General features: G+C 60.3%; 16 protein-coding genes and 1 pseudogene. 13 read left to right on the top strand and 4 right to left on the bottom strand.

The window, feature by feature from the left end; translation table 11 throughout:
• Window positions 1-602 (bottom strand): transcription antitermination factor NusB (locus B4968_RS00930; RefSeq protein ID WP_277620899.1); only part of this gene is annotated, 602 nt, incomplete at its 3' end.
• A gap of 198 nt (window positions 603-800) precedes the next feature.
• On the opposite strand from B4968_RS00930, the gene B4968_RS00925 reads away from it, so the two are divergent.
• The 3 genes from B4968_RS00925 to B4968_RS00915 all read left to right on the top strand — a co-directional run bounded on the left by B4968_RS00925 (window position 801) and on the right by B4968_RS00915 (window position 2150).
• Window positions 801-989 carry a DUF1674 domain-containing protein gene (locus B4968_RS00925; RefSeq protein WP_420916439.1) on the top strand — a complete coding sequence of 63 codons (189 nt, stop codon included), beginning with the start codon at window positions 801-803 and terminating at the stop codon, window positions 987-989.
• A gap of 102 nt (window positions 990-1091) precedes the next feature.
• A complete protein-coding gene (locus B4968_RS00920) occupies window positions 1092-1907 on the top strand; it encodes a hypothetical protein (protein ID WP_083095841.1) in 816 nt (271 codons plus the stop codon).
• 51 nt (window positions 1908-1958) lie between these two features.
• The gene (locus B4968_RS00915; RefSeq protein ID WP_083095840.1) at window positions 1959-2150 is read left to right on the top strand and encodes a hypothetical protein; all 192 of its coding nucleotides are present in this window, start codon (window positions 1959-1961) and stop codon (window positions 2148-2150) included.
• A gap of 20 nt (window positions 2151-2170) precedes the next feature.
• Here B4968_RS00915 and dapB read toward each other — a convergent pair whose 3' ends face one another.
• On the bottom strand, window positions 2171-2980 hold the full coding sequence (dapB, locus tag B4968_RS00910; protein ID WP_083095838.1) for a 4-hydroxy-tetrahydrodipicolinate reductase: 810 nt from the start codon (window positions 2978-2980) through the stop codon (window positions 2171-2173).
• Between the two features lie 122 nt (window positions 2981-3102).
• Here dapB and rbfA point away from each other — a divergent pair, with 122 nt between their 5' ends.
• The 8 genes and pseudogenes from rbfA to B4968_RS00870 all read left to right on the top strand — a co-directional run bounded on the left by rbfA (window position 3103) and on the right by B4968_RS00870 (window position 8103).
• Window positions 3103-3498, top strand: coding sequence for a 30S ribosome-binding factor RbfA (rbfA, locus tag B4968_RS00905; protein WP_083095837.1), 396 nt, complete (start codon window positions 3103-3105; stop codon window positions 3496-3498).
• A complete protein-coding gene (locus tag B4968_RS00900) occupies window positions 3495-4235 on the top strand; it encodes a phosphodiester glycosidase family protein (RefSeq protein ID WP_173907520.1) in 741 nt (246 codons plus the stop codon). The genes rbfA and B4968_RS00900 overlap by 4 nt, the downstream gene beginning before the upstream one ends.
• A 96-nt stretch (window positions 4236-4331) precedes the next feature.
• Window positions 4332-5241, top strand: a pseudogene (truB, locus tag B4968_RS00895) (tRNA pseudouridine(55) synthase TruB).
• A gap of 22 nt (window positions 5242-5263) precedes the next feature.
• Complete coding sequence (locus B4968_RS00890) at window positions 5264-5770, top strand: DUF1643 domain-containing protein (RefSeq protein WP_083095835.1); 507 nt, start codon at window positions 5264-5266, stop codon at window positions 5768-5770.
• A 179-nt stretch (window positions 5771-5949) separates the two neighbouring features.
• Window positions 5950-6138 carry a hypothetical protein gene (locus B4968_RS00885; protein ID WP_083095834.1) on the top strand — a complete coding sequence of 63 codons (189 nt, stop codon included), beginning with the start codon at window positions 5950-5952 and terminating at the stop codon, window positions 6136-6138.
• A 202-nt stretch (window positions 6139-6340) separates the two neighbouring features.
• A complete protein-coding gene (locus B4968_RS00880; RefSeq protein WP_241525483.1) occupies window positions 6341-7012 on the top strand; it encodes a calcium-binding protein in 672 nt (223 codons plus the stop codon).
• Window positions 7013-7353: 341 nt separating this feature from the next.
• Window positions 7354-7623, top strand: coding sequence for a 30S ribosomal protein S15 (gene rpsO / locus B4968_RS00875; RefSeq protein WP_083095832.1), 270 nt, complete (start codon window positions 7354-7356; stop codon window positions 7621-7623).
• Window positions 7624-7791: 168 nt separating this feature from the next.
• Window positions 7792-8103, top strand: coding sequence for a DUF6525 family protein (locus B4968_RS00870; RefSeq protein ID WP_083095830.1), 312 nt, complete (start codon window positions 7792-7794; stop codon window positions 8101-8103).
• A gap of 32 nt (window positions 8104-8135) precedes the next feature.
• Here the strand turns inward: B4968_RS00870 and B4968_RS00865 are convergent, their stop codons facing one another.
• A complete protein-coding gene (locus B4968_RS00865; RefSeq protein ID WP_241525482.1) occupies window positions 8136-9326 on the bottom strand; it encodes a pyridoxal phosphate-dependent decarboxylase family protein in 1191 nt (396 codons plus the stop codon).
• A gap of 226 nt (window positions 9327-9552) precedes the next feature.
• Here B4968_RS00865 and B4968_RS00860 point away from each other — a divergent pair, with 226 nt between their 5' ends.
• Entirely contained in the window at window positions 9553-9879 is a 327-nt protein-coding gene (locus tag B4968_RS00860) for an ArsR/SmtB family transcription factor (RefSeq protein ID WP_083095829.1), read from the top strand.
• Here B4968_RS00860 and B4968_RS00855 read toward each other — a convergent pair.
• Window positions 9876-10304: a PACE efflux transporter gene (locus B4968_RS00855; RefSeq protein WP_083095827.1), complete on the bottom strand. Its 429-nt coding sequence runs from the start codon at window positions 10302-10304 to the stop codon at window positions 9876-9878. The genes B4968_RS00860 and B4968_RS00855 overlap by 4 nt on opposite strands.
• Before the next feature lie 308 nt (window positions 10305-10612).
• Between B4968_RS00855 and pnp the strand changes: the two genes are divergently transcribed.
• Complete coding sequence (gene pnp / locus B4968_RS00850) at window positions 10613-12748, top strand: polyribonucleotide nucleotidyltransferase (RefSeq protein ID WP_083095826.1); 2136 nt, start codon at window positions 10613-10615, stop codon at window positions 12746-12748.
• The last annotated feature ends 130 nt before the right edge of the window (window positions 12749-12878 follow it).

The following is a 12878-nucleotide window of genomic DNA, read 5'->3' as shown; positions in this document are numbered from 1 at the left end:
AAACCCTGCCCCGCCTCAGCCAGCCGCCGCGATCCTGTCGCAAGGACAGTGCCACCCAAAGGCGTCAGATCGGCGCCGGGCTTGCCAGTGATGTCCAGAGCGGCACCAGCATAATGCGCCGCCTCTATGGCCAGCATGGCTTCATTGCCCCAGGCCTGCGCCAGTGGGTTGCGCAGCCATTTTGGCAGCCGTGGCACCCGCAGTTTAGCCCACTCCGCAGGGCCCTGATCCGCCACCTTGCGCAGCACCGCGTTGACCAGACCTTTGAGTTTGCCGTGATGGCGGTGTTTGGAGATAATCGCGACCATATCGTTGACCACACCATGTGCGGCGGCCCCATTGCCCAGCTCTACTGTGCCCAGACGCAGCGCATTGTGCACCGTGAGCGGCGTTGATTTCTTCAGATGCTTTTGCAGCACGCGATCGGCACGCTCAAGGCTGCGCAGGGTCTGCAGCGTCAGGCGCTGGGTGCGGGCGCGATCTTCCGGCGCCAGCCGCTCAAGTATGCCTGTCGCATAGCATTCCGCCAAAAGCCGCTCTTCACCGAGAACCTGATCCAACAGGTAGATCACCGTACGGCGGGCCTGAGTTCCATCGGACATTGCTGCTCTCCTTCGCATGACGCGCGCCCTGTTGGTCAAGACCAAAGGCACCTGGGGTGGCCTGGGGTGGCCTGGGGTGGCTTGTCCCCACCAAGGAGGGGCGTATATCATGGCCGCAGCATAAAGGAACCCGCGATGAGCGACGAGACCCAGAACCCAAAAGACGCCTCTGCAGGCATCCCGGCTGCGCCAGTAGATCTGCAGCCAGCCGATCTGCCGCCAGTAGATCTGCCACCAGCCGCCCAGCGCGCCCTGGCCGAGGCCGCCGAGCGCCGCAAAGAGGCCGACGCCAAGGCAAAACCCCCGGTCGAGCTGGGCGGCCGTGACGGATTGGACCCGGCCCGCTATGGCGACTGGGAGAAAAAGGGCATCGCCATCGATTTCTGATCGCTCTGAGCGCCCCGGAGCGCACCTGAACACCTCGGAGCGCCATACCGCTTTGGGCAGCAGGAACATTCAATCAATTCTTTCATTTTCAGGAAATCTGTTTTGAAAACTGGCAATATTATTGGTGTGGTCTGCGTTCTTTTTGCAGCTGCCGCAGTTTACTTTCTGCTCAACTCCAAAAGCCCGCAGGAATTGGCGCTGGAGGCCCTGCAGGATGCCCAATGGGCCGCAGAAGGCGCCGAGTTGAACATTCAACTGGACTCCTGCCGGTTGGATATCTCCATCACGCAGGCTCAGCCTGACGGGAAAAGCCTGCGCAGATCCCGCCTGGTTGCGGATCTTTTCGATTTCAGTCAGCAGACTGTCAACATACGGCCGATCAACGACGGTCGAATGGTCCTGACTTTGATACCAAAACCGGTTTCTGATCAGCTGCTGTCAACGGCACAGAACCTGTTGTCCAAAGTCCCACCCAGCCTGCAAAACCGACAGGGGCATACCCTGACCATGTACGGAAATGACGGTACAGTCACACAGAACAGCCCTCTGCCACAGGAGCAGGAAGGTTCCGTGTCAAAGGCCAATCTGCGCAGGATTCTGGAGCAGCCAAATGGGAAACTCACCTTTCAAATCAGGGCTCTAATCCCGGACACAGAACCGGGGCAGCCCCCGGCAGAAATTCAGCCTCATGCGGATGCGCCTGCCCTTTTTGACTTTGTAGATGCGGTTGAAGCCGACACAACAATTGCCGGCTATGCCTTCAATCTGGTCTACAATGGGAAGACAGCAGCGCGCGAAATGCTGGTGCTTGGTGGCCTGGAGTTCCCCGCACAGGTCCAATTTGTAGTCGAATCAGAAGACAAGGCCCGCGATACGGCAAACGCCCTTTTGCGCTATAGCCAAACCGATTGCCGGTAAGACAGCAAATAGCAGCGCCTTTGCCAAGAGGACCAGGAGGAGGGCCAAAACGTGATTCTGGAAATCCGCCGCTATACGCTGCATCCCGGCCAGCGCGAGACACTCAAAGACGCGCTTTATGACGGGCCCGTCTGGACCAAAGAGGTTGAGCCACAGGTCATGCCGCTGATTGCCCACTATGAGGCCTCGGTGGTGGAAACCACTCAAGGCTTCGAAGGGTTTCGCGAGACGCCTGACCTGTAGCCGCGCAGCTTTGCGGCAGATTACAGGCCAAGCACATCCAGCATGTCATATTCACCCGGCGCCTTGTCCTGTCCCCACAGCGCAGCCTTGAGCGCACCACGGGAAAAAATGGCGCGGTCGGTGGCCATATGGCGCAGCACGATGCGCTCACCGGCGGCGGCAAACAGCACGTCATGCTCACCCACAATACCGCCGCCCCGGAGGGCGCTAAAGCCGATATCGCCGCGCCTGCGCGCACCCGTGATGCCATCGCGACCCGAATCAGAAACCTCTGACAGCACCACTCCACGCCCCTGTGCGGCGGCTTCGCCCAGCATCAGGGCGGTGCCCGAGGGCGCGTCCACCTTGTGATGGTGATGCGCCTCGATCACTTCGATGTCAAAATCATCATCCAGCGCGGCGGCGACCTTTTTGGTCAGCTGCACCAGCAGATTGACGCCGAGGCTCATATTGCCGGCCCGCACGATCACCGCGTGGCGCGCGGCGGGCTCCAGCTGGGCGATCTGCGCCTCTGACATGCCAGTGGTGCCAATCACATGCACCGCACGGGCCTGCGCCGCCAGTTTGGAAAACGCCAGCGTCGCCTCGGGCGAGGTGAAATCAATCACGGCCTGCGCCTTTGCAAAGGCCTCAAGCGGGTCATCGGTAACCACAACGCCGATATCACTGCCGCCCCTGCCGCGCCCCAGATCCGGGCCGACCCAGGCATGCCCCGCGCGCTCCACCGCTCCAACAAGCCGCGCCTTATCGCTGTCCAGAACCGTCTTGATCAGCATCTGCCCCATACGGCCTGATGCGCCTGTAATCACGATACCCGGTGTCTCGGTCATTGCTGTGGTCCCCGTCTTTGCATGAGTCGTTAAATGAAAGGATCGACAAAATCTCTGCTGGTTTCCTCCTACCCGCTTGGCGATGGCTTGGCAAAGGGCTGGTTTCGGCATAGATCGAAGATATGGCAAAGAACAAATCTCCAGAGGGGCGCGCCCCCTCCCAACGGCAGCTGCGCGTCGGCGAGCTGATCCGCCGGACCCTGTCCGAAGTGCTGTCGCGCGGCGAGCTGCACGACCCTGAGCTGAACCGTATGTCGATCACCGTCGGCGAAGTCCGGGTTACGCCCGATCTGCGTATTGCAACCGCCTTTGTGCTGCCGCTGGGCGGCAAAGGAAAGGAGGACCTGCTGAAACTGCTGGCCCGCAACAAGTGGGAGCTGCGCACCCTTGCGGGCAAGAAGCTGGGAATGAAATACACGCCTGATCTGCGCTTCCAACTGGATCTGACCTATGACCAGATGGATGCCACCCGCAAAATGCTGGAACAGGACGCGGTGCGCCGCGATCTCGAGGATTGATCCGTAAGGCCCTGATCCTGCTGGGCGCCCTTTGGGCGGCACCAGCGGTTGGGGCGGTGGAGTGCAGCGATATTGCCTATGAGGGCAGTCGCTACACACTCTGCGAAGTCGACGCCGCACAGGAGCAGTTGCAGCTGTTTTTGCGCGATGACAAAGACCAGATCTTTGGCCACTTCTCGAACATCGAAAAATCCCTCGCCGCTGCTGGCAAAGAGCTGATCTTTGCCACCAATGCCGGCATGTATCACGCCAATCGCGCCCCTGTTGGCCTGTATATCGAGGATGGCAAGCAAGAGATGCGGCTGGTCCCCAATGCCGGGCCGGGCAATTTTGGCCTGCTGCCCAATGGGGTCTTTTGCCTGCGCGCTGGCCGCGCCGATGTGTTTGAAACCCTCGCGTTCCGGGACAGCGGCACCAGCTGCAGCTCGGCCACCCAATCCGGGCCCATGCTGGTGATCGACGGCGCGCTGCATCCGCGCTTTTTGCCCGATTCGACCTCGTATTATATCCGCAACGGCGTCGGCACCTCCTCCGATGGCAAACGTGTGGTCTTTGCCATCTCGCGCAATGCGGTGACCTTTCATCAGTTTGGCAGCCTGTTTCGCGATCATCTGAAACTGCCCAATGCGCTGTATTTCGACGGCAATATCTCGCGGCTGCATGCGCCACAGATCAACCGCTCTGATGCCGGGTTCATGATGGGCCCCGTGGTTGGCGTGATCGCAGACAAGCCCTGACTGAACCTGCGCGGCGTGCCTGGGTCACCCGCTGGCAATTGACAGGGCAGGCCCTGTGGGCTAGGCCGCGCGCCTCACTTCAATTTGGGGAACGACATGGGACGCAAACGCAAAGGGCGTGATATTTCTGGCTGGCTGGTGGTGGATAACCCCGCCGGGCTGACCTCGACCGCTGTCGTCAACAAGGTCCGCTGGGCGCTTGAGGCGCAAAAGGCCGGGCACGCGGGCACCCTCGACCCCGAAGCGACCGGCGTGCTGGCCATTGCTCTGGGCGAGGCCACCAAGACGGTTCCCTACATAACAGACGCGCTGAAGGCCTATACCTTTACGGTGCGGCTGGGTCAGGCCACCAATACCGACGATGCCGAGGGTGAAGTCATTGCCCAAAGCGATCTGCGCCCCTCGGATGCCGAGATCAAAGAGGCGCTGCTGCCCTTTATCGGCGAAATCCAGCAGGTGCCGCCAAAGTTCTCAGCCGTAAAGATCGACGGAGAGCGCGCCTATAAACTGGCACGCGACGGCAACGAGGATTTTGAGATCGCAGCCCGGCCGCTCTGGGTCGAAGAGCTGCTTTTGGTCGACCGTCCTGACGCAGATCACGTGGTGCTTGAGATGACCTGCGGCAAAGGCGGCTATGTCCCGCTCGATCGCCCGCGACCTGGGCGCCGCCCTTGGCTGTTTTGCCCATGTCAAAGAGCTGCGCCGCATCTGGTCCGGCCCCTTTGATGCCGCAGATGGGTTGACGCTGGACGAGGTCCTGCGGATGGAACGCACCCCAGAGCTCGACACCCATCTGCGCCCCCTGGAAGAGGGGCTGGCGGACCTGCCCGAGCTGAAATGCACCGCCGAAGGGGCTGTGCGTCTGCGCAATGGCAACCCCGGCATGGTGCTGGCTGCGACGGTGGAATACGGCGACGAGGCCTGGGCCTCTTATGACGGCAAGGCGGTTGCCGTCGGCATCTACAAGGCCGGTGAGCTGCACCCCAGCCGGGTCTTTGTGCAGTAAAACCAGAGCAAGGAGCAGGCGCATGATCACCCGCAGTCACACCAAGGGAGATGCGCCCTCCACCGCTGTCTATTCCGACTGCGAGACCTATCGCTACAGCCTCACCCGCGTCTGGGAGCCTGCTTCCCCTCGCGTGATGTTTGTGATGCTCAATCCCTCCAAGGCAACCGAGGTGCAGAACGACCCCACCATCGAGCGCTGCGAGCGGCGGGCCCGCGCGCTGGGGTTTGGCGGCTTTCAGGCCACCAATATTTTTGCCATCCGTGCCACCGACCCAAAGGTGATGCGCGCCGCCTCTGATCCCGAAGGCCCGGACAATACCACCGCGATTCTTGCCGGGCTGGACTGGGCCGATATGGTGATCTGCGCCTGGGGCACCCATGGGGCGCATCGCGACCAGGGGCGCAAAATCGAAACCCTGCTGCGCGCCCGCGCAAAGCCGCTGCATCACCTTGGTCTCAGCAAGCACGGCCACCCCAAACATCCCCTCTATATCGCCTATAGCCAGAGCCCGGATATTTGGAGTTAACGCTGGCATAACGGCACACCACAGGGGCAGCACCGCCTAACCCTCTGAACTGGCCCAGCAATCTGCCGCCAGTCGATGTTCCCGATTTGTTTGGAAACAATTAACGCGGATATGGCACACTGACCACGGATCAGCGCGTGTACTGCCCCCCTGATCCGCGTCTGTTTTGGAGTAATACTATGTTGTGGTTGGCGGGTCTTTTGGGCCTCTTGGGCGTTGGTGGCGCTGCACTGCTTGATTTCAGTGATGACAGCTCTGCGGATGAGGCAGACGACACGCAGCCCATCGACGACACAGACACTCCGGTGATCCCTGCGGACGAGTTTCTGGACGGGACAGGCGAGGATGGTTCGGACAGTGGCGTCTAGCAGCATCTCGCCCTCTGTGACTTCATCGACCCCGGCGTCGGCCAGGGCATAGATGAGGTGAGCACTGGCGACACCGACACATCAGATGTCGGTGGCCAGCCGGTCCTGACCCGGAGATCACCTGACGGGCTCTGAGGAGGCCGATATCATCAGCGGCTCTCAGGACGGTGATCAAATCGACGGGCTGGGCGGCGATGACCAGATGAACGGCTATGACGGTGACGACGCGCTGGAGGGTGGTGAGGGCGATGACACGCTGCATGGCGCGGATGGTGACGACACCTTAGCGGGCGGCACAGGCGACGATCTGCTGCACGGTCAATATGGTGACGATGCGCTCGATGGCGGTGAGGGCGACGACAGGCTGTTTGGCCATTTTGGCGCAGATACCCTTTTGGGCGGCGCCGGAGCGGATCTGGCGCATGGCGGTCAGGATGATGATTCCCTGGATGGTGGCGCCGGAGATGACGCGCTGCACGGAAATGACGGTAACGACAGCCTGCAGGGTGGCGAAGGCCAGGACAGCCTGTTTGGGGGCACTGGTGATGATCTTGTCTGGGGCGCTGATGATGGCACCGAGGCAGACTACCTGAATGGCGGCGTGGGCGATGACACTCTGGTGGCCGGGGCTGGCGATATCGTGACCGGTGGCGACGGGGCTGACCAGATATGGGCCGAAGATCTGAGCGGCAGCGGCGAGGCCATTCAGCTGATGGATTTTGACAGCGCCGAGGACCAGCTGGTGGTTTCTGGAACCCGGACGGAGAGGCAGAGCCCGAAATCTCGGTTGAAACTGATCCAGAAGATGCGGACCAGCAGGTCATCCGGGTCAATGGCGCCGAGGTTCTGCGCCTCACCGGCGCTGAAGGGTTGAGCGTTTCGGACATTGCCCTTGTCGATACCCAGTCTGCGGCTCTTTTGGGCAATGTCAGCACTACATCTGACTGATCAAATCCGAGTGGCCAAATCCTGGCGGCCAAATCCCTGACTGACAATATCCCGGTGACTACGACAGCCTGCGCTTTGGCCGTTCAGGTCCGTGAACGCCGCAGCCTTCCAGATACGAAGATCTCCTTTGCCTTTTCGCGCCATACCGCCTATACGCCCGCATCTGGACCGCATCTTTTATAGATTCGGGCCAGTCTTACTCCATGGGCCTGCGCTGGACGACATCCCGGCCTGTGCCATCACTCTAACCTTTTAAAGGAGACCCCGATGTCGATTACTGCCGAAGAAAAAACACGCCTGATGAAAGAATTCGCAACCAAAGAAGGCGACACCGGTTCGCCCGAAGTACAGGTTGCCGTGCTGACATCGCGTATCAACACCCTGACCGAGCACTTCAAAACCCACAAAAAAGACAACCACGGTCGTCGTGGTCTTTTGAAAATGGTTGCTCTGCGTCGTAAGCTGCTGGACTACACCAAGTCAAAAGATGTGGCCCGTTACCAGGACCTGATCAAACGCCTTGGCATCCGTCGCTAAGAATACCGATCCATTGTGATCAGAGACGCCCGCTCTATTTGAGCGGGCGTTTTTTGTTGCGCCACTCCTCTTATCCATATCCCGTGCTCTCATCCCGCTCCTGGCCCTTGCATCCTGCACCCTGTAGCGCTACTCATGCTGTGATACGATATAACATAATGAATACAGATGCCACGCAACCGATCCCAACTCAAACGCCACAGCAATCTGGGGGCGACCGGCTTAAAGCGACGCAAGCGCAGCCAGGACCCTATGGCGGCATATGACCAATTGCCAAAGGCGCTACGCCTCTGGATGCAAGAGGCAAAACTACCCTGGTCCCCGGCCTCCTGCCGCGCCGTTTGGCGCAAAACAAAGGCCAGAGGTGACAGTCTGGAACAGACACTGGCCAGCCTGGACCGTGCCGAGGCCGCGACACTGGCGCGGACCGCAAAACTGGCGCGCAGCACAAAACTGGCGCGAAGCTCAACACCCGGCTGAGGCCTGCGCCAGATTGCGACGCGCGCCCTGCCTCAAGCGCCCTCGCCGCTGGGACCAATCCGGCGTAGCAAAGCGATCAGCTCATCCACATGCCTGTCCTCGGTACGAAACGACGACAGGCTGATGCGAAAGGCCGGACGCCCCTGCCAGACCGTGCCGCCAAACCATGAGGTGCCGCTGTGTTGCGCCTGGGTCAGGATCGCCTGCGTGGCAGCGTCATCCGTGCCGCGTACCAGCACCTGATTGAGCACCACCCGGTTCAAGACCTCAAACCCCGCCGCCTGCAGCTCAACCGCCACGCGCTGTGCCTGATGATGATGACGCGTGACCAGATCAGCGACACCCTCGCGGCCAAGGCTGCGCAAGGCGGCCCAGATCGGGATGCCACGGGCCCGGCGGGAGAACTCCAGCGTCAGGTTCTTTTGTGCGTCTGCCGAGGCACTGGAATAGGCCGCATCACTGTTCATCACCCGCGCCAGCGCCTCTGGGTCGCGACAGATCGCCATGGCGCCGTCATAAGGCGTGTTGAGCCATTTATGCCCGTCGGTGGTCCAGCTGTCGGCGCCCTCAATGCCCGTCGTGAGGTGCTGCAACACAGGGGCAGCCCGCGCCCAGAGACCAAAGGCACCATCCACATGCACCCAGGCGCCCGCCGCCCGGGCGCGGGGGATGATCGAAAAAAAATGGTCGAACTCACCAGTGTTCACTTCGCCCGCCTGCAGCACCAACAGCGTATTTGCATCCATCTCGGGCAGCTCATCCAGGAGAATGCGCCCCTTGTCATCCACCGGCGCCTTGATCACCCAGTTCCAGCCAAAGCCCAGAACCTGCAGCGCCTTGCGTATCGTGACATGGGTGCTGGCGGCGACGATCACCCGCACCTCGGGGGCACCGGCCAGACCATCATTGACCACATCCCAGCCCTGGCGCGCCAAAAGCTCAGCCCGCGCGGCCGCCAGACAGCTCAATCCACAGGCGGTGGCAGAGGTGCCAAAGGCCACCGCGCTCTGCCCTGGCAAATCGAGGATGTCGAGCAGCCAGGTGCTGGCCTGCCGTTCAAGGGCATAGGCTGCTGGGCTGCCGTCCTCGGTCGAGGCACATTGATCCCAGGCCAGCGCCAGACGCTCGGCTGCGGCGGCCACCGGCAGGCTGGCGCCAATGACAAAGCCAAAATAGTTTGGCCCATTCGAGGCCACCGTGGCAGGAGAGCCAAGATCATCCATAAGGGCGATTGTCTCGGCGGCGGCATGACCCTGCGCGGGCAGGGGCTCGTCAAAACCGGATAGGGCGGTGATTTCCGCATCCGCCGGAAAACCCCGCGCGCATCCGCGCCCGCCACATAATCACGCGCCCGTCGATCGGCTTCCTGTAGCAACTCAATCTCATTCATGGCAGTCTCTCCAAGATGTGATTCCATATCGAAAACAATCTATATAGAAAATTCCCTATATGAAAAGCCCCCTCCTCAGCACATTGCCGGCCCTGCGTGCCCTGGCCAACCCACATCGGGTGCAGATCATGGATTGGCTGCTCGACCCCGAGCGCCATTTCCCGCCGCAACGCGATGGCGACCTGGTGGAAGATGGCGTCTGCGTCGGCTTTATCACCGACAAGGTGGGGCTGAGCCAGCCCACCGTCACCAGCCATATGAAGACCCTGGAACAGGCCGGGCTTGTCAGCTCAAAAAAGATCAAGAACTGGGTGTTTTACAAGGCAGATCAGCGCGCTCTGGAGCAGATCGCCAGCACCTTTAGCACGGCCAGCCAACCGCATTAGTCGGCGCAGCTCTGCTCTGGTATGGGGAAGATCACGTCATAGGCCCAGTTGTAGACAAAGGCATAGACGAGGTAAAATCCGGCAAAGCCAAGATCCATCATCAGAGCGGTCCAAAGCCCGATCTGCAGGAACCATGCGATAAACGGCAGCAACACGGCCAGCAATCCGATCTCGAACAGCAGCGCGTGCAAAATCCGCAAGACGGGCCATTTCCGCGTGTGACCCAGCCAGCGCATCATGGCGCGATCAAAGCCGAGGTTGAACACATAGTTCCACAGGGTCGCAAGCGTAGCCCCCACCAGAGCCACCACGCCGATTGCATGCATCTCAAGATCAAAGGCCCAGGACCCCAGAGGTGTCACGGCCAACAGCCCGATGAGTTCAAAACTGACCGCGTGGCGGATCCGGTCTGCTGTGCTGCGCATGAGCTGCCTCTGACTTCTGGCCGTAGCGTCTGGCCCTGAACCGGGCCGTCCCGCGTGCTGGCCCGCATCCTGCAGGGGAGGTCGTCCTCACGTTGGCACTATATCGCCAGTGCGTGTAACCACAAGAGACCGCACCCGGCTCTTTTGCTTTCATTTCGGGCCAATCTCCTGTATGGGCGGCCTATCTGAGACACGTGCCTGGCTTCGACACGCGAAATAAAGATGGAAGAAGCCGGCGGCAATGCGGCCGCTACATGCAACGGGAGACCCGGGATCCGCCTGGGAGTGCTCCCATATAGGATGCTGACATGTTCAACGTTACGAAAAAATCTATGCAGTGGGGCGAAGAGACGCTGACACTGGAAACGGGCAAAGTTGCCCGTCAGGCTGATGGCTCGGTCATCGCCACCTTGGGTGAAACTTCTGTCATGGCCAACGTGACTTTTGCCCGCAAGCAAAAGCCTGGCCAGGACTTCTTTCCCCTGACCGTCCACTACCAGGAAAAATACTATGCCGCGGGTAAAGTGCCCGGCGGTTTCTTCAAGCGCGAAGCGCGCCCCACCGAAAAAGAAACACTGACTGCGCGCCTGATCGACCGTCCGATCCGCCCGCTGTTTGTGCCTGGCTTCAAAAACGAAGTTCTGGTGATGTGCACCGTGCTGAGCCACGATCTGGTCAATGACCCGGACATGGTTGCAATGATCGCCGCCTCTGCCGCGCTGACACTGTCTGGCGCGCCGTTCATGGGCCCAATCGCCTGTGCCCGCGTTGGCTATGAGGGTGGCGAATACGTTCTGAACCCAACCGTTGACGACATGCAGGACCTGCGCCTGAACCCTGAACAGCGCCTTGATCTGGTTGTTGCCGGCACCAAAGACGCCGTGATGATGGTTGAATCCGAGGCCTATGAGCTGTCGGAAGCTGAAATGCTGGGTGCGGTTAAATTCGCCCACGACGCCTTCCAGCCGGTTATTGATCTGATCGTCTCGCTGGCCGAAGACGCCGCCAAAGAGCCGTTCGACTTTGAAGCGCCCGACTATGCCGATCTCTATGCTGCTGTTAAGGCCGCAGGCGAGACCGAAATGCGCGCTGCCTTTGCGATCAGCGACAAGCAAGAGCGCACCAGTGCTGTTGCCGCCGCCCGCGACACCATCAAAGCAGCCCTGAGCGAAGAGCAGCTGGACGACGTAAACCTTGGCTCGGCGATGAAAAAGCTCGAAGCTGGCATTCTGCGTGGCGACGTTGTCAAAACCGGCAAGCGTATCGATGGCCGTGCCACCGATGAGATCCGTGACATTGTTTCCGAAACCGGCCTGCTGCCCCGGACCCACGGCTCTGCCCTGTTCACCCGCGGTGAAACGCAGGGTCTGGTTGTGACCACGCTGGGCACCGGAGACGACGAGCAGTTCATCGACGCGCTGCACGGCAACTTCAAATCCAACTTCCTGCTGCACTATAACTACTTCCCTCCCTATTCGGTTGGTGAAGTTGGTCGTGTGAGCGGCCCTGGCCGTCGCGAAATCGGTCACGGTAAGCTGGCATGGCGCGCGCTTCAGGCAGTTCTGCCTGCGGCAACCGACTTCCCTTACACCATCCGCGTGGTGTCTGAGATCACCGAATCAAACGGCTCCTCCTCGATGGCCTCTGTTTGTGGTGGCTCGCTGTCGATGATGGATGCGGGTGTTCCGCTGAAAGCACCGGTTGCCGGTGTTGCCATGGGTCTGATCCTGGAAGACGACGGCTCTTATGCGATCCTGTCCGACATTCTGGGTGACGAAGATCACCTGGGCGACATGGACTTTAAAGTGGCCGGTACCGAAGCAGGTATCACCTCCTTGCAGATGGACATCAAGATCGCAGGCATCACGCCCGAGATCATGGAAAAAGCCCTGGAGCAGGCCAAAGCCGGCCGTATCCACATCCTGGGTGAGATGAACAAAGCCCTGTCCGGCGCTGCTGACTTCTCGATCCACGCGCCGCGCATCGAGACCATGCAGATCCCAACCGACAAGATCCGTGAAGTTATCGGGTCCGGCGGTAAAGTCATCCGCGAGATCGTCGAAGTCTCCGGCGCCAAGGTCGACATCAACGACGAAGGCATCATCAAGATTGCCTCGCCAAACGGTGATTCGATCAAAAAAGCCTACGACATGATCTATTCCATCGTGGCCGAGCCCGAAGAAGGCAAAGTCTACACCGGTAAAGTTGTGAAAATCGTCGACTTTGGTGCCTTCGTGAACTTCTTTGGCAAGCGCGATGGCCTGGTCCACGTGTCTCAGATCGAAAACCGCCGCCTGAACCACCCTTCGGATGTTCTGAAGGAAGGCCAGGAAGTGAAAGTGAAGCTTCTGGGCTTTGACGATCGCGGCAAGGTGCGTCTGTCGATGAAAATGATCGATCAGGAAACCGGCGAAGAAATGGCTCCTGAGAAAAAAGAAGACTAATTCGGTCTTCAAGAAACTACCGAGAGGCCCTGACGCATGCGCCGGGGCCTTTTGCGTCTCTCTCCCTGCAGATCTGGCCAACGCGACAACTGCAGGCTTCCCCCAGCGCGCGTTCCCGGCTAGTCGTGAG

The organism is Pseudophaeobacter leonis (assembly GCF_002087335.1).
GTDB lineage: Bacteria > Pseudomonadota > Alphaproteobacteria > Rhodobacterales > Rhodobacteraceae > Pseudophaeobacter > Pseudophaeobacter leonis.
The sequence above is the reverse complement of the archived record's forward strand: the minus strand, read 5'-3'. Positions and strand labels throughout refer to the sequence as shown.

What these genes read in the sequence shown, in the direction of transcription:
- B4968_RS00865 (WP_241525482.1), bottom strand. Translation starts at nt 9,326, where the DNA reads ATGGATGATCTTGGCTCTCCTGCCACGGTGGCCTCGAATGGGCCAAAC.
- B4968_RS00890 (WP_083095835.1), top strand. Translation starts at nt 5,264, where the DNA reads ATGATCACCCGCAGTCACACCAAGGGAGATGCGCCCTCCACCGCTGTC.
- B4968_RS00860 (WP_083095829.1), top strand. Translation starts at nt 9,553, where the DNA reads ATGAAAAGCCCCCTCCTCAGCACATTGCCGGCCCTGCGTGCCCTGGCC.
- pnp (WP_083095826.1), top strand. Translation starts at nt 10,613, where the DNA reads ATGTTCAACGTTACGAAAAAATCTATGCAGTGGGGCGAAGAGACGCTG.
- B4968_RS00880 (WP_241525483.1), top strand. Translation starts at nt 6,341, where the DNA reads ATGAACGGCTATGACGGTGACGACGCGCTGGAGGGTGGTGAGGGCGAT.
- B4968_RS00885 (WP_083095834.1), top strand. Translation starts at nt 5,950, where the DNA reads ATGTTGTGGTTGGCGGGTCTTTTGGGCCTCTTGGGCGTTGGTGGCGCT.
- B4968_RS00855 (WP_083095827.1), bottom strand. Translation starts at nt 10,304, where the DNA reads ATGCGCAGCACAGCAGACCGGATCCGCCACGCGGTCAGTTTTGAACTC.
- dapB (WP_083095838.1), bottom strand. Translation starts at nt 2,980, where the DNA reads ATGACCGAGACACCGGGTATCGTGATTACAGGCGCATCAGGCCGTATG.
- rpsO (WP_083095832.1), top strand. Translation starts at nt 7,354, where the DNA reads ATGTCGATTACTGCCGAAGAAAAAACACGCCTGATGAAAGAATTCGCA.
- B4968_RS00870 (WP_083095830.1), top strand. Translation starts at nt 7,792, where the DNA reads ATGCCACGCAACCGATCCCAACTCAAACGCCACAGCAATCTGGGGGCG.
- rbfA (WP_083095837.1), top strand. Translation starts at nt 3,103, where the DNA reads ATGGCAAAGAACAAATCTCCAGAGGGGCGCGCCCCCTCCCAACGGCAG.